General features: G+C 57.8%; 22 protein-coding genes. 16 read left to right on the plus strand and 6 right to left on the minus strand.

All coding sequences use genetic code 11. The features are described 5' to 3' along the window. Positions 1 to 12 precede the first annotated feature (12 nt). From ACMGGM_RS13560 to ACMGGM_RS13575, 4 genes are all read left to right on the plus strand, one after another. Positions 13 to 1,635 carry an alpha-glucoside-specific PTS transporter subunit IIBC gene (locus ACMGGM_RS13560; protein ID WP_014881918.1) on the plus strand — a complete coding sequence of 541 codons (1,623 nt, stop codon included), beginning with the start codon at positions 13 to 15 and terminating at the stop codon, positions 1,633 to 1,635. Then, a complete protein-coding gene (locus ACMGGM_RS13565) occupies positions 1,632 to 2,954 on the plus strand; it encodes a 6-phospho-alpha-glucosidase (RefSeq protein ID WP_032635243.1) in 1,323 nt (440 codons plus the stop codon). The genes ACMGGM_RS13560 and ACMGGM_RS13565 overlap by 4 nt, the downstream gene beginning before the upstream one ends. A gap of 91 nt (positions 2,955 to 3,045) precedes the next feature. Continuing rightward, complete coding sequence (locus ACMGGM_RS13570; protein ID WP_014068263.1) at positions 3,046 to 3,393, plus strand: YidH family protein; 348 nt, start codon at positions 3,046 to 3,048, stop codon at positions 3,391 to 3,393. After that, on the plus strand, positions 3,383 to 3,730 hold the full coding sequence (locus ACMGGM_RS13575; protein ID WP_023331677.1) for a DUF202 domain-containing protein: 348 nt from the start codon (positions 3,383 to 3,385) through the stop codon (positions 3,728 to 3,730). Before ACMGGM_RS13570 ends, ACMGGM_RS13575 begins: the two co-directional genes overlap by 11 nt. A gap of 34 nt (positions 3,731 to 3,764) precedes the next feature. Here ACMGGM_RS13575 and dsdA read toward each other — a convergent pair whose 3' ends face one another. Then, positions 3,765 to 5,051: a D-serine ammonia-lyase gene (gene dsdA / locus ACMGGM_RS13580; RefSeq protein WP_045134491.1), complete on the minus strand. Its 1,287-nt coding sequence runs from the start codon at positions 5,049 to 5,051 to the stop codon at positions 3,765 to 3,767. Between the two features lie 17 nt (positions 5,052 to 5,068). Then, entirely contained in the window at positions 5,069 to 6,406 is a 1,338-nt protein-coding gene (dsdX, locus tag ACMGGM_RS13585; RefSeq protein ID WP_045134490.1) for a D-serine transporter DsdX, read from the minus strand. A gap of 204 nt (positions 6,407 to 6,610) precedes the next feature. Here dsdX and dsdC point away from each other — a divergent pair, with 204 nt between their 5' ends. Together dsdC and ACMGGM_RS13595 are read left to right on the plus strand one after the other, a co-directional pair. Then, positions 6,611 to 7,537, plus strand: a complete 927-nt coding sequence (gene dsdC / locus ACMGGM_RS13590; protein WP_045134489.1) for a DNA-binding transcriptional regulator DsdC — start codon at positions 6,611 to 6,613, stop codon at positions 7,535 to 7,537. Positions 7,538 to 7,621: 84 nt separating this feature from the next. Continuing rightward, positions 7,622 to 8,710: a cellulase family glycosylhydrolase gene (locus ACMGGM_RS13595; protein WP_032635252.1), complete on the plus strand. Its 1,089-nt coding sequence runs from the start codon at positions 7,622 to 7,624 to the stop codon at positions 8,708 to 8,710. Here the strand turns inward: ACMGGM_RS13595 and emrD are convergent. The 4 genes from emrD to tisB form a co-directional block, all read right to left on the minus strand. Further along, positions 8,613 to 9,797, minus strand: a complete 1,185-nt coding sequence (emrD, locus tag ACMGGM_RS13600; protein WP_032637792.1) for a multidrug efflux MFS transporter EmrD — start codon at positions 9,795 to 9,797, stop codon at positions 8,613 to 8,615. The two genes, ACMGGM_RS13595 and emrD, sit on opposite strands and share 98 nt — an antisense overlap. 175 nt (positions 9,798 to 9,972) lie before the next feature. Beyond that, entirely contained in the window at positions 9,973 to 10,806 is an 834-nt protein-coding gene (locus ACMGGM_RS13605) for an EamA family transporter (protein ID WP_045134488.1), read from the minus strand. Positions 10,807 to 10,868: 62 nt separating this feature from the next. Then, on the minus strand, positions 10,869 to 11,315 hold the full coding sequence (locus tag ACMGGM_RS13610) for a GNAT family N-acetyltransferase (protein WP_014881927.1): 447 nt from the start codon (positions 11,313 to 11,315) through the stop codon (positions 10,869 to 10,871). Positions 11,316 to 11,379: 64 nt separating this feature from the next. Beyond that, entirely contained in the window at positions 11,380 to 11,469 is a 90-nt protein-coding gene (tisB, locus tag ACMGGM_RS13615) for a type I toxin-antitoxin system toxin TisB (protein WP_045281349.1), read from the minus strand. A gap of 487 nt (positions 11,470 to 11,956) precedes the next feature. On the opposite strand from tisB, the gene ACMGGM_RS13620 reads away from it, so the two are divergent. The 10 genes from ACMGGM_RS13620 to ACMGGM_RS13665 all read left to right on the plus strand — a co-directional run bounded on the left by ACMGGM_RS13620 (position 11,957) and on the right by ACMGGM_RS13665 (position 21,205). After that, complete coding sequence (locus tag ACMGGM_RS13620; protein WP_045134487.1) at positions 11,957 to 12,271, plus strand: type II toxin-antitoxin system HigB family toxin; 315 nt, start codon at positions 11,957 to 11,959, stop codon at positions 12,269 to 12,271. Further along, positions 12,268 to 12,687: a helix-turn-helix domain-containing protein gene (locus ACMGGM_RS13625; RefSeq protein ID WP_023331687.1), complete on the plus strand. Its 420-nt coding sequence runs from the start codon at positions 12,268 to 12,270 to the stop codon at positions 12,685 to 12,687. Before ACMGGM_RS13620 ends, ACMGGM_RS13625 begins: the two co-directional genes overlap by 4 nt. 149 nt (positions 12,688 to 12,836) lie before the next feature. Beyond that, complete coding sequence (gene ivbL, locus ACMGGM_RS13630; protein ID WP_023331688.1) at positions 12,837 to 12,935, plus strand: ilvB operon leader peptide IvbL; 99 nt, start codon at positions 12,837 to 12,839, stop codon at positions 12,933 to 12,935. Between the two features lie 106 nt (positions 12,936 to 13,041). Further along, positions 13,042 to 14,730: an acetolactate synthase large subunit gene (gene ilvB, locus ACMGGM_RS13635; protein ID WP_023331689.1), complete on the plus strand. Its 1,689-nt coding sequence runs from the start codon at positions 13,042 to 13,044 to the stop codon at positions 14,728 to 14,730. 3 nt (positions 14,731 to 14,733) lie between these two features. Further along, positions 14,734 to 15,021, plus strand: a complete 288-nt coding sequence (ilvN, locus tag ACMGGM_RS13640; protein ID WP_010426528.1) for an acetolactate synthase small subunit — start codon at positions 14,734 to 14,736, stop codon at positions 15,019 to 15,021. 82 nt (positions 15,022 to 15,103) lie between these two features. Then, complete coding sequence (gene uhpA / locus ACMGGM_RS13645) at positions 15,104 to 15,697, plus strand: transcriptional regulator UhpA (RefSeq protein WP_014881931.1); 594 nt, start codon at positions 15,104 to 15,106, stop codon at positions 15,695 to 15,697. Beyond that, a complete protein-coding gene (gene uhpB / locus ACMGGM_RS13650; protein WP_045134486.1) occupies positions 15,694 to 17,199 on the plus strand; it encodes a signal transduction histidine-protein kinase/phosphatase UhpB in 1,506 nt (501 codons plus the stop codon). The genes uhpA and uhpB overlap by 4 nt, the downstream gene beginning before the upstream one ends. Then, on the plus strand, positions 17,192 to 18,502 hold the full coding sequence (locus ACMGGM_RS13655) for an MFS transporter (RefSeq protein WP_032635256.1): 1,311 nt from the start codon (positions 17,192 to 17,194) through the stop codon (positions 18,500 to 18,502). Before uhpB ends, ACMGGM_RS13655 begins: the two co-directional genes overlap by 8 nt. 140 nt (positions 18,503 to 18,642) lie before the next feature. Then, complete coding sequence (uhpT, locus tag ACMGGM_RS13660) at positions 18,643 to 20,034, plus strand: hexose-6-phosphate:phosphate antiporter (RefSeq protein WP_045269323.1); 1,392 nt, start codon at positions 18,643 to 18,645, stop codon at positions 20,032 to 20,034. Between the two features lie 151 nt (positions 20,035 to 20,185). Continuing rightward, positions 20,186 to 21,205 carry an alpha/beta fold hydrolase gene (locus ACMGGM_RS13665; RefSeq protein ID WP_063667062.1) on the plus strand — a complete coding sequence of 340 codons (1,020 nt, stop codon included), beginning with the start codon at positions 20,186 to 20,188 and terminating at the stop codon, positions 21,203 to 21,205. Positions 21,206 to 21,223: the final 18 nt, after the last annotated feature.

The raw sequence follows: 21,223 nt of genomic DNA on the forward strand, positions 1-21,223 counted from the left end.
GAGGATTTAAAAATGCTCAGTCAAATACAACGTTTTGGCGGTGCCATGTTTACCCCGGTATTGCTGTTTCCGTTTGCCGGGATCGTGGTGGGAATCGCCATTATGCTTCGCAACCCGCTGTTTGTCGGCGAAGCCTTAACGGCCCCTGATAATCTTTTCGCGCAGATCGTTCACATTATTGAAGAGGGCGGCTGGGCGGTATTTCGCAATATGCCGCTGATTTTCGCCGTCGGTTTACCGATTGGCCTGGCAAAGCAGGCGCAGGGCCGCGCCTGTCTGGCGGTGCTGATTAGCTTCCTGACCTGGAACTACTTCATCAACGCGATGGGGATGACCTGGGGTCACTTCTTCGGCGTCGATTTCTCCGCCGAACCCACGGCGGGAAGCGGGCTGGCGATGATTGCCGGGATCAAAACGCTCGATACCAGCATCATCGGTGCCATTGTGATTTCTGGCATCGTGACCGCTATCCACAACCGCTATTTCGACAAGCCGCTGCCGGTTTTCCTGGGGATTTTCCAGGGCAGTTCGTTTGTCGTTATCCTCGCGTTTTTCGTCATGATCCCCTGCGCCTGGCTGACATTGCTGGGCTGGCCGAAAGTGCAGATGGGCATTGAGTCCCTACAGGCGTTCCTGCGCTCAGCCGGTGCGCTGGGCGTGTGGGTGTACACCTTCCTGGAACGCATTCTGATCCCAACCGGATTGCACCACTTCGTCTATGGCCCGTTCATCTTCGGCCCGGCGGCGGTGGAAGGCGGTATTCAGGTCTACTGGGCGCAGCATCTGCAGGAATTCAGCCAGAGTACCCTGCCGCTGAAAACCCTCTTCCCCGAAGGCGGGTTCGCGCTCCACGGCAATTCAAAAGTGTTTGGCTCGGTCGGGATTGCGCTGGCGATCTGGTACACCGCCTCAGCGGAAAACCGCGTCAAGGTGGCGGGGCTGCTGGTCCCGGCCACGCTCACTGCCGTGCTGGTGGGCATTACTGAACCACTCGAATTCACCTTCCTGTTTATCTCGCCGCTGCTGTTTGCCGTTCACGCTGTGCTGGCGGCCACCATGGCAACGGTGATGTACACCTTTGGGGTGGTCGGCAACATGGGCGGCGGCCTGCTGGACCAGTTCCTGCCGCAAAACTGGATCCCGATGTTCCATAACCACGCCTCAACGGTCTTCACGCAAATCGGCATCGGCGTCTGCTTTACCGGCCTCTACTTCATGGTCTTCAAAACGCTGATTGTGCGTCTGAACCTCAAAACGCCGGGCCGGGAAGAGAGCGAAATCAAACTGTACAGCAAGGCCGACTATAAGGCGGCACGCGGGCAAACCACTGCCCCGGCGGCGGCCAGCCAGCAGGTCGGACAGGCCGCCGGATTCCTGCAGGCGCTCGGCGGTGCGGCCAATATCGAAAGCATCAACAACTGTGCCACCCGCTTGCGTATCGCGCTGGTGGATATGGCGAAAACCCAAAGCGACGACGTCTTCAAAGCCCTGGGCGCACACGGTGTGGTGCGACGCGGCAACGGCATTCAGGTGATTGTCGGTCTGCACGTTCCTCAGGTGCGTGACCAACTGGAATCGCTGATGAAAACCCCTTTAACGAATGAACAAACCACCCTGACAGAGGCTATATCATGAAAAAATTCTCAGTTGTCATTGCAGGCGGCGGCAGCACCTTTACGCCTGGTATCGTCCTGATGCTGTTAGCCAACCGTGACCGTTTCCCGCTGCGCGCCCTGAAGTTTTATGATAACGACGGCGCACGTCAGGAGACCATCGCCGAAGCGTGCAAAATCATCCTTAGAGAGCAGGCACCGGAGATTGAGTTTAGCTACACCACCGATCCTAAAGCGGCGTTTACCGATGTGGATTTCGTGATGGCGCATATCCGCGTCGGCAAATACCCGATGCGTGAAAAAGATGAGAAAATCCCGCTGCGCCACGGCGTGCTGGGCCAGGAAACCTGCGGGCCTGGTGGGATTTCCTACGGCATGCGCTCGATCGGCGGCGTGCTGGAGCTGGTAGATTACATGGAGCAGTACTCCCCGAATGCGTGGATGCTGAACTACTCCAACCCGGCGGCGATTGTCGCGGAAGCCACGCGCCGCCTGCGTCCGAATGCCAAAATCCTCAACATCTGCGATATGCCGATTGGCATCGAAGGACGCATGGCGCAGATCGTTGGCCTGAAAGACCGCAAAGAGATGCGCGTGCGCTACTACGGTCTGAACCACTTCGGCTGGTGGACCTCGATTGAAGATCTCAACGGTAACGATTTAATGCCGAAACTGCGCGAATACGTGGCGAAAAACGGCTATGTTCCGCCTTCTGAAGATGCGCATACCGAAGCAAGCTGGAACGATACCTTTGCCAAAGCAAAAGATGTGCAGGCGCTGGATCCGGACACCATGCCGAACACCTATCTGAAATACTATCTGTTCCCGGACTACGTTGTTGCGCACTCTAACCCGGAACGGACCCGCGCCAATGAAGTCATGGATCACCGCGAGAAACATGTGTTCAGCTCCTGTCGGGCGATCATCGAAGCGGGTAATTCCGCCGCCGGGGAGCTGGAAATCGACGAACATGCGTCGTACATCGTTGATCTGGCGACCGCGATTGCCTTTAACACCCAGGAACGCATGTTGCTGATTGTGCCAAACAACGGTGCCATTCATAACTTTGATGCCGATGCGATGGTGGAAATTCCGTGTCTGGTGGGCCATAACGGACCGGAGCCGCTCACGGTTGGCGATATTCCACACTTCCAGAAAGGGCTGATGAGCCAGCAGGTGGCGGTGGAAAAACTGGTGGTAGATGCCTGGGAGCAGCGTTCGTATCAGAAACTCTGGCAGGCGATTACCCTGTCGAAAACCGTGCCGAGCGCGTCAGTCGCGAAAGCGATTCTGGATGACCTGATCGAAGCCAACAAAGAGTACTGGCCGGAACTGCACTAACCTTCCTGACCGGCATCCCCGATGCCGGTCTCCTTGTCCTGGTCGATTTACGCTATGCTGAAGCCTGCCCGTAGCTCGACAAGGAACCTCCATGAAAATTTCCCGCCTCGGTGAAGCGCCGGATTATCGCTTCTCTCTGGCTAATGAACGCACGTTCTTAGCGTGGATCCGCACGGCGCTGGGCTTTCTGGCTGCAGGTGTCGGCCTCGATCAGCTCGCACCTGATTTCGCCACGCCGCTGATCCGCGAAGTACTGGCGCTGCTTCTGTGCCTGTTCGCAGGCGTGCTGGCGATTTACGGCTATCTGCGCTGGTTGCGCAATGAGAAGGCGATGCGTCTGAAGCAGGATTTACCCTATACGCGCGGGCTACTCATCATCAGCGCGATCCTGCTGACGGTGGCAGGCGTGGTGATGGTGCTGGTGTTCTATGGCGGATAGCCGCAAAGCGCGACGCGAAGCGGACCCTGGCCTGCAGCCGGAGCGGACGTCGCTCGCATGGCTGCGCACGTTGCTGGGGTATGGCGCGCTGATTGCTCTGGCGATCAAGCACAACTGGCACCGGACCGGGGTGCCATTCTGGATCTCGATTGTTGTGCTGGCGCTGGTAGCCTTCATTTTGTGGCGCTATACCCGCAGCCGTAACCTGATGGACGTGGCGCAAGATGATTTTGTGCAGCCGAAAGCGGTGCGGGATAAGTTCCTGATCGCGCTCGCTGTGCTGTCTCTGTCTTTACTCTTTGCCGTTACTCATATTCAGCAAATGGTGAGCTTATAAGCCCGGTGGCGGCTACGCCTTACCGGGCCTACGATTAACGGCTTTTTGCTAAATACTTCGCCATCTCGTCTTCCGGCACCATGCCGCCCCCGGTTGCCCATACCAGGTGGGTGACGTTGGCATCTGAATGCACACGCAGCGGCCCGGCCATGCCCGCCAGCGCGGACGGTTCCAGACGAATGTCTTCCTCCTGCGCCAGCCAGCCGAGCATGTCATACATGCTTTGATCGGAAAGCGTGTAGAACCCGTCCAGCAGGCGCTCCATCGCGCGGCCCACGAAGCCGGACGCGCGCCCGACCGCCAGGCCGTCTGCCGCCGTCACGTTGTCGATACCCAGGTCCTGCACCGCAATCTCGTCGTGCAGGCCGGTGTAAACGCCGAGCAGCATGCACGGCGAGTGCGTGGGTTCCGCAAAGAAGCAGTGGACGTTATCACCGAAGACCAGCTTCAGGCCAAACGCCACGCCGCCAGGGCCGCCACCGACACCGCAGGGCAGGTAGACGTACAGGGGATGCGCCGCATCCACCACGCGGCCCTGTTCGGCAAACTGCGCCTTCAGCCGCTCGCCTGCCACCGCATAGCCCAGGAACAAGGTGCGTGAGTTTTCATCATCAATGAAGAAGCAGTTCGGATCGCTTTCTGCCGCTTTGCGCCCCTGTTCCACCGCCACGCCGTAATCCTGCTCATACTCCACGACGATGACGCCATGGCTGCGGAGCTTCGCTTTCTTCCACTCGCGGGCATCGGCGGACATGTGCACCGTCACCTTAAAGCCGATGCGTGCGCTCATAATGCCGATGGACATCCCCAGGTTGCCGGTTGAGCCCACCGCAATGCTGTACTGGCTGAAGAAATCCTTAAAGCGCGGCTCCAGCAGAACGCTGTAGTCGTCTTCGATGCTCAGCAAGCCGGCGTCCAGCGCCAGTTTCTCCGCGTGGGTCAACACCTCGTAGATGCCGCCGCGTGCTTTAATCGAGCCGGAAATCGGCAGATGACTGTCTTTTTTCAGCAGCAGGGTGCCGGGAATGGTCTTGTCATATTCTTTCCCCAGTTGCGCCTGCATGGCCGGAATGGCGACCAGTTCGGATTCAATAATCCCCTTCGTGACGGCCGTTTCCGGAAAGGCTTTCGCCAGATACGGCGCGAAGCGGTTAAGGCGCGCGTGCGCGTCGTCCACGTCGGCTTTGGACAGCCCGACGTAAGGCAATCCTTCCGCCAGCGTCGTGGTACGTGGGTTAAGCCAGGTGGTTTCTTTCAGGGCAATCAGATCCTCAACCAGAGGAAACTGTGCGGTTAAAGTAGTGATAGTTGCGTTTTCCATAGTACGTCTCTTCGCGCTCAGATAATGAAAGAAAGCAGGAATGTGCCGCCAAGTGCAAGCACCGAGGCGATAAACGTCGCCGTCGTATAGTATTTGAAGGTCTCATTCAGGGTTGCGCCGCAGTATTGCTTCACCAGCCAGAAGAGAGAATCGGTGACGATCGTGCAGCCAATGGCGCCGGAACCGATAGCAATGGTGATGATCTCCGGACTCACGTTCGGATAGAGCGGCAGCATCGGGGCGACTATCGCCGTGGCGCCCATCATCGCGACCGTGGCGGAGCCTACGGCGGCATGCAGCACCAGCGCCACCATCCAGGCGAGCAGGATAGGATGCAGGTGCAGGTTCGAGAGAATATGCGCCAGTGAGTCCGCCAGTCCGCTGGTTTTGAGGATGGCGTTGAACGCGCCGCCCGCGCCGATAATCAGCAAAATATTGGCGATAGAGCCAAAACCGTGCTCGGTGTGCGTCAGCATCGCCCCCATGCTCATATGCTGGCGGATCCCCAGCAGGTAGTAGGCGACAAACACGGCGATAAACATCGCGGTGATCGGGTTGCCGATAAATTCGAGGAGCGTATACAGCGAACCTTCTTTTGCCATATTTAGCTCGGCAATGGTCTTCACCAGCATGAGGCCAATTGGCAGCAGAACCGTAAACAGCGTGGCGCCCAGCGACGGGAGGGTGTGTTCTTCCCGCACCTTGAGGTCTGAAAATTCTGCCGGAACCGGTTTAAACGGCAGACGATTGCCGAGCAGTTTCAGGAACAGCGGGCCACCGACCAGAGACGCCACCAGTCCTACCATCAAACCATAAACAATTACCGTTCCGACATCCGCGCCTAACTTATTGGTCACAAACAGCGCGGCTGGATGCGGAGGCACCACGCAGTGCACCGCCATCAGCGCGGTACAGAGCGGAATGGCCAGCTTGAGCAGCGACGTGTTGGTCTTTTTGGCGATGGAAAACGCCAGCGGGATCAGCAGTACCACGCCCACTTCCACGAACAACGTAATGCCGCAGATCAGGCCCACCAGCACCATAATCACGTCTGCTGACAGCCAGCGGCAGCGCTGCAGCGTGATCCCGATGCGCTCTGCCGCGCCGGAGACTTCCATCATTTTGCCGAGAATGGTGCCCAGACCAATCACCGCCGCCAGGAAGCCCAGCGTACCGCCAATCCCGCTCTCAATGGCGTTCACCATATCCAGTGGGCTCATCCCCATCATCGCACCGACGAAAAAGCTCGCCAGCAGCAGCGCGAGGAACGGGTGAAACTTCAGCTTAACGATGGTTAAAACAATTAACACAATGCTGACCAGCAGCGTTGCCACAACCCAGACCTGAGATCCCATATCTCACCTCACCCTTATGTCATCTGTGGGTATTGGACGAAAAAACGGCGGGGGCTGACAAACGATATAAATTGGCATTCAGGTGAGCCAGATTGGATCAACTGAGTGACTACGCTCTAAAAAACGCACTTAACTTGCATTAGGTTCACATAAATTCACCCTTAAACGGTATGCTGAGCGCAGAAACCACGCGTGAGAATTGTGATGACCGATGCGAATGAAGCCAGAAACCGGCTGTTAAACGGCTGGCAGCTCTCGAAAATGTACACCTTTGAAGTGGCCGCCCGGCATGAGTCCTTCGCGCTGGCCGCGGAGGAGCTCTCGCTCAGCCCCAGCGCGGTGAGCCACCGCATTAATCTGCTGGAAGAGGAGCTGGGTATTCAGCTGTTCGTCCGCTCGCACCGTAAGGTTGAGCTGACGCAGGAGGGGAAGCGCGTTTACTGGACCCTTAAATCCTCCCTCGATACCCTGAATCAGGAGATCCTGGACATCAAAAACCAGGCGCTCTCCGGTACGCTAACGGTGTACTCCCGGCCATCGATAGCGCAGTGCTGGCTGGTTCCCATGCTGGGAGATTTTACCCGCCGCTATCCGTCGATTTCACTCACCGTCCTGACCGGAAATGATTACGTCAATATGCAGCGAACGGGCATCGATCTGGCGCTCTATTTCGACGATACGCCGGCAAACCACCTTTCCCATCACTTCCTGATGGATGAGGAGATTTTGCCCGTTTGTTCACCCGCGTACGCCCGCGAACATCAACTGGTTAAAAACCCCCATAACCTCAGCCACTGTACGTTGCTTCATGACCGTCAGGCCTGGAGCAATGATTCCGGTACGGATGAATGGCTAAGCTGGGCGCAGGATTTTGCGATAAATATGCCGCCATCGTCGGGGATTGGTTTTGATCGTTCTGATTTAGCGATTATTGCGGCCATCAATGATGTGGGGGTAGCGATGGGCAGAAAGCGGCTGGTGCAGAAACGGCTCGAGAAGGGAGAGTTGATTGCACCGTTTGGTGAAAAGACCCTCAAATGCCATCAGCATTACTATATCTCAACGCTTCCGGGCCGCCAGTGGCCGAAAATTGACGCCTTTATTAGCTGGCTGAGAGAACGGGCAAGGTGAAGAATTATTACGCTTTGACGCTACACCAAATGTGAAAAAGCGTGCTAAATACAGGTAATGCTTTCGATTTATCCAGGGTAAACCGTGTTAAAGCCTTTTATTGCCTCTGCGTTACTGATCTCTTCCGGCTGGGCGATTGCCGCTGAGCCGGCGATGACGGCTGCCCGCTATGCTCAGCAGCTGGGTGTGGGGATGGATGTAGACTGGGCGCGTACCGAGCGCGGTATACGTGAATTTGACCCGCTGGTGGTACGCGATTTTCGTGCAAAAGGCATTAGCCATGTGCGCATCCGCGTCGCCGATGAGCCGACGGAAGCGCGGCTCATCCATCTGCGCAAGCTGGTGGAAGCCTGCGAGCAGTATGGTGTCATCCCGATTATTGCTTATCAGGCAGATGAATATAAAAACGACCCGAAAGCCGATAATGAGAAAGAGACAATCAACTGGTGGATTGCCGTCGCCCACTATTTCGGCCAGAGCTACCCGCAGTTGGGTTTTGACCTGATTTACGAGCCCGCCGACAAGCTCAACCACAACCTCGCGTCGTTAAATCGCGTGTATGAAAAAACCATAAAAGCGATCCATGACATTGACCCGCAGCGCATGATTTTCATCGCACCGCGCCTGCGCGCCGCGCCGGAGGATTTAACCAGCCTGAAGCTGCCTGCGCACAGCCAGAACTTCCTGCTGGCGGAGTGGCATATTTTCCCGTGGGGGCCGCTGAAAAATAACGGTAAATACCCGTGGACGTCCGGCACGGCGGCAGAGAAAGCGGCTATCCATAATCGCATCAATACCGCGCTGCGCTGGCAGCAAAAAACCGGGCACGTCAGCTGGGTCGGAGGCTGGGGCGTGGGGGAGTCAAACCACCTCACGCCAACCGCTTCGCAAATGGCCTTCGCCACCTTTATGGCCTGCGAGCTGCAAAAGGCGAAAATTCCGTATGCGCTTAACGCGGATTTCCAGTTTTACGACGGGGAAGAGGGCGCCTGGCGACCTGCGCCAGAGCCGTTATTACAGGCGATGATTGCTCCCGTCTGTGAAAAACCCGGCGACAAGCCGGGCCATCATGCGGTTAAACCGGCTGCTCGTGATGCGGGACACGCGACGCCAGCGGCAGCCAGCACAGTAAAATCAGCAGCCCCATCAGCGTCATCAGCAAACCCAAACTAGCCTGCCCGGTCTGCGGCATCATGGCCGAGAGCCAGGCCAGCGCGCCGGAGCCGATGTTTTGCAAACCGCCCACCAGCGCGCCCGCCGTGCCCGCGAGGAACGGGAACGGCTCCATCGCGCCGCTGGTGGCGAGCGGGAACAGCATCCCTGCGCCGAAGAAGAACAGCGCCGCCGGGATCAGCAGCGTCCAGACGGTCATCACGCCAAACAGTCCCGGGATCCACATCATCAGTCCCGCCAGCAGACAGCTAATCACTGCTTGCCACATCAGGGTGGAGAAACGCTTGTTCTGACGTCCGGCAAACCAGGCGCCGAAGAACGCCGCCGGGATAGGCAGAATAAACAGAATACTCACCACCATGCTGCTCAGGCCAAGCCCAGCGCCCAGCAGCACGCCGGAGCAGGCTTCGAACACCGCTATGCCTGCCAGGCCGCCGATCAGCATCAGCAGGTAACAGGTAAACGCACCGTTGCCGAACAGCGTTTTGTAGCTGGCGATAAGCTTCGTGCGCGGCGCGTCCTGCGGGCGCGTTTCCGGCATCCACCGTGCCATACTGAAGGTCACTATCACGCAGAGCACCAGCAGGAAGGCGTAACAGGCGCGCCAGGACCACATTGTGTCCAGCAGGCCGCCAATCAGCGGTGCAAGTAGCGGGCTGACCAGAATCCCCATATTCAACAGGCTGTTGGCATGGCGGAGCTGGGTGCCCTGGTACATATCGCGCGGTAAGGTTCGCGCCATCACCCCGCCGACGCCGGTTCCGACACCTTGCAGGGCGCTGGCGGCAATCAATATGGTCAGGCTATGGGTGGTGATGGCAATCACCGTCGCCACCATGAATATGCTCATGCCGACCAGGATCACCGGGCGACGCCCGACGCGGTCGGACAGCGGGCCATAGACGAGTTGTGAAACGCCGTAGGTTAGCAGGTAGGCGGCCATTACGCTTTGTACCGCGCCCTCGCGGACGTTTAATTCCTTTGCCATGTCGGCGATCGCCGGAATGTAGATGGTTTGCGCCATCTGACCGACGGCCACCAGTAACACCAGCATCAACAATAAGTTAACGTTCCTTTGTTTTTTCATGTCGCTGAATACTTTTGCCAAAAGAGAAAAATGAAGAATAAGTGACTGCGCATTCCCGTAAATGCGCGAGGAATCTACCACAGTGAGATGACAATTTAATCATTGTGATGGTGAATGGATGAACGTCAGAAGGCAGGATTTGTAAACAAAAACGGCAACTAATGTTGCCAGTGATTTATGCGAGGCGCAGGAGAATAGCGCCGCCAGCAATACCCAGCGCCGCAGCGATGCGCAGGCCCGCAACCTTCTCTTTTAAAAGCACAAAGGCAATCAGCGCCCCGAAAAGAATCGAGGTTTCACGCAGCGCCGCGACTACGGCCAGCGGTGCCTGCGTCATCGCCCACAGTGCCAGGCCATACGAGCCCATGGTGCCGACGCCGCCGAGCAGCCCCTTTTTCCAGTGCAGACGCAGGTAGCCAAAGGCTTCACGCCGACGCGCCACCATCGCCCAGCTCAGCAGGCAAAAACCGTTCATAAAGAAGGTCCACAGCGTGTAGCCCAGCGCAGTGCCCGAGAGCCGCACCCCGGTGCCGTCCACCAGCGTATATCCGGCGATAAAACAGGCGTTCAGTAGCGCCAGCCAGATCCCTTTTCGGGACTGCATGCGCCCGTTCATCGCCATCGCCAGAATCGACAGGCAGATCACCCCGATGCCGGACCAGGCTAGCCAGGAGAGACGATCGCCAAGTGCCAGGACGCTGATCAGCGCCACCAGCAGCGGGGCGGTGCCGCGCATCAGCGGGTAGGTTTGACTCATATCGGAGACCTGATAGGTCTTCGCCACCAGCACGGTGTACACCACCTGTAAGGCGCAGGAGACGATTAAAAACGGCCAGCTTGCAGCAGAAGGCTGTGGAGAGAAGGGGAGCAACACCAGCGCAATAAGCGTAGCGGAGCCGCTGACGCTTATCGCAGAATAGAGCTTGTCCGTTCCGGCCTTAACGATAGCGTTCCAGCTGGCATGCAGCAGCGCGGCAAACAGCAAAATGCAGAATACGGTGATGGTCATGGCGTATCGGGTGGTGAATTGTCACTCAACTGTAACATTCACGTCCTGATGCTGCCAGCCGGTTACACCGCACAAAACAGGCGGTGCGTCACCCGCGGCTCATCCGAGACCAGCGTGAAACCTGCCCGGCGGTAGAACCCATACGCGGTATCCGGCGCGTGGGTATTCAGGAAATCAAACCAGATGCTGGCATCGGCCATCACCACGGTTAAAAGCTGTTTGCCGATGCCCAACCCGCGACACTTCTCGCTAACATAGAGATGGCGAATGCGCCCGGCGCGCGGTTGCTGGCTGAAGGGATCGCGGTTGAGACCGCATACGCCTACCAGCTTGCCGTTAAGAAACGCCCCCAGCAGCTTTTCGCCCGGCGCGTTAAAGCGGTTTTCACCCCGCTGCCAGTTCTCTTCCAGCCTGCGCAGCATGTTGAAATTCAATGCGATACTTTCCGCCTTCAGGGCGATATAGCCCGGTTCATCAGGCGTAACAGGCTCAATTAACAGACGCGACATAGCATTCCCTCGTTATTAAAGAGGGGCGGTTGCCCGCCCCTCTCAGGTGCGACTTGAACCTGACTTACCGAACGTATTTCAGGACAGCATCAAGCAGTTGCAATAATGCAACAATGAGTTTGAGGATAAGTATCACCATATCCACGATGCCCATACGCGTCTCCTTTTGGTAAAAAGGAGCACGATGCTGGCGTACCTTTCCGCCGCCTGTTGCCAGCACCTGGATTGACGTAACACAGTGTGCTCACTTCAGGGGTTAAGGCACTGACGGCACCACCCGTTTCAGCCAGGACTTCATTGCGCCGGTAGAACTGCGGCCCCCTCGCTCACTGCGAACACCCTCAGTATAGATAAATACTGTATGCATGAACAGTATTTTTTGGACAAAAATCGAAAGGCGACCCATACTCAAAAACGTCAAAATCCGTGCCGGAATTGCGCGTTCGTCCTCGATCGCGTATACTTTTTGCGTTGACGTAACACAGTGTGTTCTGCGGCGACCAACCGCAAAACCCTGATAAAAACCTCGCTCCGGCGGGGTTTTTTGTTTTCTGGGTCCGTCCTAAGCAGGCCTTCCGTTGACTAATTGGCAATCCGTGATATTGTTGCCATAATGGCAACGGACGCGGCAGGTATGCAGTATGCATTTAATCTCAATGAAGGCAATTTTGGATGCGGTGATCCAGTTTCCGCAACACAGAGAGGAGCTTCTCTTTCTGGGGCGAACCATCGAAAAGAGCCATTGCACGACGCCTGTTGCGCTAAGAAAAATCTTTCCAACGCTAGATAATTTGAAGTATCTCGATAAGCATTATGTTATTGATATTGCTAACAACAAACTCAGAGTAGTGGCTCTCATATTCTTTGAAAGCCAAAAGTTTTATGTGCGCCATGTTTTTACTCATAAGGAATATGACCGTTTTACGGAGAAACATCGCACTAAGGGGAAGAAATGATGATCGTAGCTGATGCAATGAAAGCAACGCATGCCCTTGTCGCGGCGGTTCCTTTATTGGGTGAACATCCAAACGAGAAAGATTACCAGGACGCACTTGAGCTGGTTGAGTATTTACTGATGAACGAACCTGGCAGCCCTTTGCTGGATATCGTATGTGCAAGAATTCGTCGTTACGAAGCCAATCGGCCCGAAATTGTCGCCTTACGCCAGGAGATGGAATCTGTCCCAGTGGGCATTGCCGTTTTAAGAACCCTTATGGATCAATACAAACTGACTATTTCGGATTTTCAGGATGAAATTGGCAGTAAATCAATGGTTTCAAGGGTGTTGAACGGTCAACGTCAGCTGACGTTGAACCATATAAAAAAACTGGCTGCTCGCTTTGGGGTATCGCCTGCGCTGTTCATTGAATGAAATACTCACGTCCGACTACTGTTTTCATCACCCAACAAACGAAACGTGATCCCTGACGCATTTTTGTCCAGATGAAAATATTTCCATTGTCACGCCCGAAAACCTGTGTTTGTATAAATTCAATCAATGATTCCAAACACAGGTTCCTAATGACTCCATCTCTGTTCACCTCGACCCTACTAAAAACTGCGCAACCAGCCGCAGTGGTCGTCGTGCGTGTGGTGGTGGTCGTCGGCAATGCGCCGTAGGGACTGGATCAACACACGAATCCAAAACCCCGCCGGCGCAAACCGGGCGGGGTTTTTCGTTTAGGACCCTCCCCGGAAGGCTGGCTCAGAAGAAAAGGACTGGAGCATGGCAAGTTCGGGCACAACATCTACTAAGACGCGTTTTACGGGCGCGCAGCTGATCGTTCATTTGCTGGAACGACAGGGCATCACCACGGTTGCGGGCATCCCGGGCGGCACGGTGCTGCCGCTGTACGATGCGTTAAGCCAAAGCACAAAAATCCGCCACGTGCTGGCTCGCCACGAGCAGGGCGCGGGCTTTATCGCGCAGGGCATGGCGCGTACCCAGGGGAAACCGGCGGTTTGTATGGCGTGTAGCGGGCCGGGGGCTACCAACCTGGTAACGGCCATCGCCGACGCGCGCCTCGACTCCATTCCGCTGATCTGCATTACCGGCCAGGTGCCGTCTTCGATGATCGGTACCGATGCGTTCCAGGAAGTGGATACCTACGGCATCTCTATCCCCATCACCAAACATAACTATTTAGTTCGCGATATCAGCGAGCTTCCTCAGGTTATCAGCGATGCGTTTCGCATTGCGCAGTCTGGCCGCCCGGGCCCGGTGTGGATAGACATTCCTAAGGATGTCCAGACCGCAGAGATCGAGATTGACGTGCTGCCAGAGCCGGGCGACCGTGCCCCCGCGCCGGAATTCAGTGCTGAGAGCGTGCGTGACGCCGCGGCGATGATTAATGCCGCCAAACGCCCGGTGCTCTATCTGGGCGGTGGGGCGGTTAACGCCGCGAATGAAATCCGCCAGTTCGCTGAAAAAGCCAGCCTGCCCACCACCATGACCCTGATGGCGCTCGGCATGCTGCCTAAAGCGCACCCGCTCTCTCTTGGCATGCTGGGCATGCACGGCGCGCGCAGCACCAACTACATCCTGCAAGAAGCGGATTTGCTGATTGTAATGGGCGCGCGTTTTGATGACCGGGCGATTGGCAAAACCGAGCAGTTCTGCCCGAACGCCAAAATCATCCATGTGGACATCGACCGTGCCGAACTGGGTAAAATTAAGCAGCCGCACGTGGCCATTCAGGGCGACGTGGCTGAAGTGCTGGCGCAGCTGATCCCGCAGACGGACGCAGCCGACCGTGCCGACTGGCGTCAGCTGGTCGCCGATTTGCAAAAAGAGTTCCCGGGCGCCATCCCGACCGAGGGCGATCCGCTGAGCCACTATGGTCTTATCAACGCTGTGGCCGCCTGCGTGGACGACAGCGCGATTATTACCACCGACGTGGGCCAGCATCAGATGTGGACCGCCCAGGCCTACCCGCTGAACCGTCCGCGCCAGTGGCTGACCTCCGGTGGCCTCGGCACCATGGGCTTTGGCCTGCCTGCTGCCGTGGGCGCGGCGCTGGCGAATCCGGACCGCAAAGTCATCTGCTTCTCCGGTGACGGCAGCCTGATGATGAACATTCAGGAAATGGCGACCGCGGCCGAAAACCAGTTAGACGTCAAAATCATTCTGATGAACAACGAGGCGCTGGGGCTGGTACACCAGCAGCAGAGCCTGTTCTACAAGCAGGGCGTATTTGCTGCGACCTATCCGGGAATGATTAACTTTATGCAGATTGCTGCCGGTTTTGGCCTTCACACCTGCGATCTGAACGCCGAAGAGGATGCCCACGCGGCGCTGCAGGCGGCGATTTCGCGTCCCGGCCCGGCGCTGATCCACGTGCGTATCGACCCTGAACAAAAAGTGTATCCGATGGTGCCGCCGGGTGCGGCAAATACTGAGATGGTGGGGGAATAAGCCATGCAGAAACAACATGATAACGTCATTCTGGAACTCACCGTCCGCAACCATCCTGGCGTCATGACCCACGTCTGCGGGCTGTTTGCCCGCCGGGCGTTTAACGTGGAAGGCATTCTCTGTCTGCCGATTCAGGGCAGCGAGCACAGCCGCATCTGGCTACTGGTCAACGATGACCAGCGTCTGGAGCAGATGATGGCGCAGATCGACAAGCTGGAAGATGTCACCAAAGTGGCGCGCAACCAGTCCGATCCCACCATGTTTAACAAAATTGCGGTGTTTTTCGAGTAGATCGCTTAAGGTAAGCGTCTTTCGCTCTTGTAGGCCGGATAAGCGCAGCGCCATCCGGCGTTTTCAGACCGCAGGATCAAACATGACCACCATCGCGCTTATCGACGACCACCTTATCGTCCGCTCCGGCTTTGCCCAGCTTCTCAACCTCGAACCCGATTTTCAGGTCGTGGCCGAGTTTGGCTCCGGTCGTGAGGCGCTGGCGGGCCTGCCGGGGCGCGGAGTGCAGGTCTGTATCTGCGATATCTCAATGCCGGATCTCTCCGGTCTGGAGCTGTTAAGCCAGCTGCCGAAAGGGATGGCGACGATCATGCTCTCGGTCCACGACAGCCCGGCGCTGGTCGAGCAGGCGCTCAACGCGGGCGCACGCGGGTTCCTCTCAAAACGCTGTAGCCCGGACGAGCTGATCGCCGCCGTGCGTACCGTCTCCACCGGCGGCTGCTATTTAACACCGGATATCGCCATTAAGCTGGCGGCCGGACGTCAGGATCCGCTCACTAAACGCGAACGTCAGGTTGCAGAGAAACTCGCACAGGGGATGTCGGTGAAAGAGATTGCGGCCGAGCTGGACCTGTCGCCAAAAACCGTCCACGTTCACCGCGCCAATCTGATGGAAAAACTCAACGTCAGCAACGATGTCGAGCTGGCGCGCCGCATGTTTGATAGCTGGCAATGAACCCGCTGTTTTCGCGGCTGATCGCCGTCGTCGCCAGCTTTTTTATCTTTTCTGCCGCATGGTTCTGCCTGTGGAGCATCAGCCTGCATCTGGTGGAGCGACCCGAGCTGGCGGTATTGCTGTTCCCCTTCGGCCTGCGTCTGGGGTTGATGCTGCAATGTCCGCGCGGCTACTGGCCCGTTTTGCTGGGCGCAGAGTGGCTGATGCTGGTCTGGCTGGCGCAGGAAGTTGCGCTCACGCAGCTGCCATTATTGATGACCGGAAGCCTGCTCACGCTTATCCCGGTTGCGCTCATTTCCCGTTATCGTCACCAGCGTGACTGGCGCACGCTGCTGCGTCAGGGGGCGGCGCTGATTGCCGCCGCGCTGCTGCAATCGCTGCCGTGGGCTGGCGACAAGGAGATGCTCAACGCCCTGCTGCTGACCCTCACCGGCGGGCTGACCCTTGCGCCGACCTGTCTGGTTTTCTGGCACTACCTCACCAGCACCGTCTGGCAGCCGCTGGGGCCTGCGCTGGTCTCCCAGCCCGTCAACTGGCGCGCCCGGCATCTCATCTGGTATCTGCTGCTGTTTGTGGTGAGCCTGTGGCTACAGCTCGGCCTGCCCGCAGAGCTTTCACGCTTCACACCGTTTTGTCTGGCGCTGCCGATCATCGCCCTCGCCTGGCACTACGGCTGGCAGGGCGCCTTAATTGCCACGCTGATGAACGCCATCGCGCTCATTGCCAGCCAGACCTGGCACGACCATCCGGTGGACCTGCTGCTTTCCCTGCTGGCTCAAAGCCTGACCGGGCTGCTGCTGGGGGCGGGGATCCAGCGTCTGCGCGAGCTGAACCAGTCTCTGCAAAACGAGCTGGCGCGTAATCGCCGTCTGGCGGAGCGTCTGCTGGAGACGGAAGAGAGCGTGCGGCAGGAGGTCGCCCGTGAGCTGCATGATGACATCGGCCAGACCATCACCGCCATCCGCACCCAGGCGGGCATTGTCCAGCGTCTGGCGGCGGAAAATGCCGGTGTGAAGCAGGGCGGGGCGCATATCGAACAGCTTTCGCTGGGGGTTTATGACGCCGTTCGCCGCTTGCTGGGACGGCTGCGTCCTCGCCAGCTTGACGACCTGTCACTTGAGCAGGCGATACGCTCCCTGATGCGCGAGATGGAGCTGGAAAGCCGCGGCATTGTCAGCCATCTCGACTGGCGAATTAATGAATCTGCGCTGAGTGAAGGCCAGCGCGTGACGCTGTTCCGCGTCTGTCAGGAAGGGCTGAATAATATCGTCAAACACGCCAATGCCAGCGCGGTCACCATTCAGGGCGGCCAGCAGAACGATCGCCTGACGCTGGTGATTGAAGACGACGGCTGCGGCCTGCCGCCGGGCTCCGGCCAGCAGGGTTTTGGCCTGGCGGGCATGCGCGAGCGCGTGAAGGCGCTGGGTGGCACGCTGGCTATCTCCTGTACCCACGGGACGCGCGTTAGCGTCAGCCTGCCGCTAAGGAACCACCATGTTTAAAATGCCTGCCAACGCCTCACCGCTAGGCGACAAAGCGGAAATTGACGCGCGCTACCGCTACTGGCGTCGCCATATCCTGATGACCATCTGGCTTGGCTATGCGCTGTTTTACTTTACCCGCAAAAGCTTTAACGCCGCCGCGCCGGAAATCCTCGCCAGCGGCGTGATGACGCGTACCGATATCGGCCTGCTGGCGACGCTGTTTTACATCACCTACGGCCTGTCGAAGTTCTTCTCCGGCATCGTCAGCGACCGCTCCAACGCGCGCTACTTTATGGGCGTCGGGCTGATTGCCACCGGCGTGGTAAATATCCTGTTCGGCTTCTCCACCTCGCTGTGGGCCTTTGCCCTGCTGTGGGCACTGAACGCTTTTTTCCAGGGCTGGGGAGCGCCGGTTTGTGCCCGCCTGCTCACCGCCTGGTACTCGCGCAACGAGCGCGGCGGCTGGTGGGCAATCTGGAACACCGCGCATAACGTCGGCGGGGCGCTGATCCCGATGGTGGTCGGTGCGGCGGCGCTGCACTACGGCTGGCGCGCAGGGATGATGATTGCCGGGGGCCTGGCGATTGTTGCCGGGCTGTTCCTCTGCTGGCGCCTGCGCGACAGGCCGCAAACCGTTGGACTGCCTGCGGTGGGCGACTGGCGGCACGACGAGATGGAGATTGCCCAACAGCAGGAAGGGGCGGGGCTGACCCGCAAAGAGATCCTGACTAAATACGTGCTGAAAAATCCCTACATCTGGCTACTCTCGCTCTGTTACGTGCTGGTTTACGTGGTACGTGCGGCGATCAACGACTGGGGCAATCTGTACATGTCGGAGACGCTCGGGGTGGATCTGGTCACCGCCAACTCGGCGGTCACGATGTTCGAGCTGGGCGGATTTATCGGCGCGCTGGTGGCAGGCTGGGGCTCGGACAAGCTGTTTAACGGCAACCGAGGCCCGATGAACCTGATCTTCGCCGCCGGGATATTGCTCTCCGTCGGCTCGCTGTGGCTGATGCCGTTCGCCAGTTACGTGATGCAGGCGGCATGCTTCTTCACCATCGGCTTCTTCGTGTTTGGCCCGCAGATGCTGATCGGCATGGCCGCGGCGGAGTGCTCGCACAAAGAGGCGGCGGGTGCGGCGACGGGGTTTGTCGGGCTGTTTGCCTATCTTGGCGCATCGCTTTCCGGCTGGCCCCTGGCGCGGGTGATCGACACCTGGCACTGGAGCGGTTTCTTCGCGGTCATCGCCATCGCGGCGGGGATCTCTGCCCTGCTGCTGCTGCCCTTCCTGCACGCGCAGGCCCCGCGCGAAGCGTGACACACTTCACCTTTTACTGCCGAGTGGCACAAAACTAAGAAATTTTCCCGGTTTTACCTGGACGCTGTCTCAGGCATCTCTCCCGGCTGATTTTTACAATTCCTGCCATTCGCAGGTAAAAATCAGCTCAGGAGCAAACCATGCTGGCCTTCCTCAATCAGGTGCGCAAGCCGACCCTGGATCTGCCGCTCGACGTGCGGCGCAAAATGTGGTTCAAACCGTTCATGCAGTCGTATCTGGTGGTCTTCATCGGCTACCTGACCATGTACCTGATCCGCAAAAACTTTAACATCGCGCAGAACGACATGATCTCGACCTACGGGCTGAGCATGACGCAGCTGGGGATGATTGGCCTGGGATTCTCCATCACCTACGGGGTGGGAAAAACGGTGGTTTCCTACTATGCGGACGGTAAAAATACCAAGCAGTTCCTGCCGTTTATGCTGATTCTCTCCGCCATCTGTATGCTCGGCTTCAGCGCCAGCATGGGCGCAGGCTCCGTGAGCCTGTTCCTGATGATCGCTTTCTATGCCCTGAGTGGTTTCTTCCAGAGTACCGGCGGATCGTGCAGCTACTCCACCATCACCAAATGGACCCCGCGCCGCAAGCGTGGTTCGTACCTCGGCATGTGGAACATCTCGCATAACCTCGGCGGTGCGGGCGCGGCAGGCGTGGCGCTGTTCGGCGCGAACTATCTGTTCGATGGCCACGTGATCGGCATGTTTATCTTCCCGTCGATTATCGCCCTGATTGTCGGCTTTATCGGCCTGCGCTTCGGCAGCGATTCCCCGGAATCTTACGGCCTCGGCAAAGCCGAAGAGCTGTTCGGCGAGGAGATCAGCGAAGAGGACAAAGAGACCGAAGAAAACGAGATGACCAAATGGCAGATCTTTGTTGAGTACGTGCTGAAAAACAAAGTGATCTGGCTGCTGTGCTTCTCAAACATCTTCCTGTACGTGGTGCGTATCGGCATCGACCAGTGGTCGACGGTGTATGCCTTCCAGGAGCTGAAGCTTTCTAAAGAAGTCGCGATTCAGGGCTTCACCCTGTTTGAAGTGGGCGCGCTGGTCGGCACGCTGCTGTGGGGCTGGCTCTCGGATCTCGCCAATGGCCGCCGCGCGCTGGTGGCCTGCGTCGCGCTGGCGCTGATTATCGCCACGCTCGGCGTCTACCAGCACGCCAGTAACCAGTATGTTTACCTGGCTTCCCTGTTTGCGCTCGGCTTCCTGGTATTTGGTCCACAGCTGCTGATTGGCGTGGCAGCGGTCGGGTTTGTACCGAAAAAAGCGATCGGCGCAGCCGATGGGATTAAAGGCACCTTCGCTTACCTGATCGGCGACAGCTTCGCCAAGCTGGGGCTGGGGATGATTGCCGACGGTACGCCAATTTTCGGCCTCACCGGCTGGGCAGGCACCTTTGCGGCGCTGGATGCGGCAGCCATTGGCTGTATCGTCCTGATGGCGATGGTTGCGGTGCTGGAAGAACGTAAAATTCGTCGCGAAAGGCGAGTGCAGAAATTGAAAACAGCCTGAGTGTGCAGGTGACTTCTTTGCCCGGTGCGTTTTGCCGGGCTTTTTTGTTTTGTACGTCCTGCCTTTACTCCGCTTTACACTCTCTCTCCCCTGTATGCTCTACAGTATTTTTGCTGCCGCCTTTTGTGCAGCCTTAGAACGGAGAGCCTGGATGTTAACCCGACGATTATCCTGCCTTGCGCTGCTGATGGCGCTGGCGTCACCCGCAATGGCCGCGGATACCCCTTCCTACGGCGAGAAGCTGGAAGGTTTCGATTATGGCTGGCCGGTAAAACACTTTACCTTTACCTCGCAAAACCAGTCTCTGGATATGGCTTATCTGGACGTTAAGCCGGAAAAACCCAACGGTCGCACCGTGGTATTGATGCACGGCAAAAACTTCTGCGCTGGAACCTGGGACGGCACGATCCGCGCGCTCTCGGCCAGGGGTTATCGCGTGGTGGCACCCGACCAGATCGGTTTCTGTAAATCCACCAAGCCGGAGCGGTATCAGTACACCTTCCAGCAGCTGGCGGACAATACCCATGCGCTGCTCGCATCCCTGGGTGTCGATCGCGTGACGGTTATCGGGCATTCGACCGGCGGCATGCTGGCGACGCGCTACGCGCTAATGTGGCCGCAGCAGGTGGAACAGTTGGTGATGGTCAATCCGATTGGGCTGGAAGACTGGAAAGCGCGCGGTGTTCCGCATATTACCGTCGACCAGTGGTACCAGCGCGAACTGAAAGTCAGTGCCGACGGTATTCGTCAGTACGAGAAAAACACCTACTACGCCGGGGAGTGGAAGCCGGAATACGAGCGTTGGGTGACCATGCTCGCCGGGCTGAACAACGGACCTGGCAAAGCGCGCGTGGCCTGGAACTCGGCGCTGCTCTACGACATGATCTACACCCAGCCGGTGATCTACGAATTTAGTGAGCTGAAGATGCCGGTATTATTGATGATCGGCACGAAGGACAACACCGCCATCGGGAAAGATCTCGCCCCGCCGGAGATCCGCAAGACGCTCGGCAACTATGCGGTGCTGGGCAAAGAGACGGCAAAACGCATTCCGCACGCGACGCTGGTGGAATTTAACGATATGGGTCATGCGCCGCAGATGCAGGATCCTGCGCGCTTCCACGAGGCACTGCAAAAGGGGCTTCAGCGCGGCGATCCGCTTTCAGAATGATTTTCCACCTCTTTTCAC

It is taken from the genome of Enterobacter sp. BNK-14 (assembly GCF_047456095.1).
GTDB classification, from domain to species: domain Bacteria; phylum Pseudomonadota; class Gammaproteobacteria; order Enterobacterales; family Enterobacteriaceae; genus Enterobacter; species Enterobacter kobei.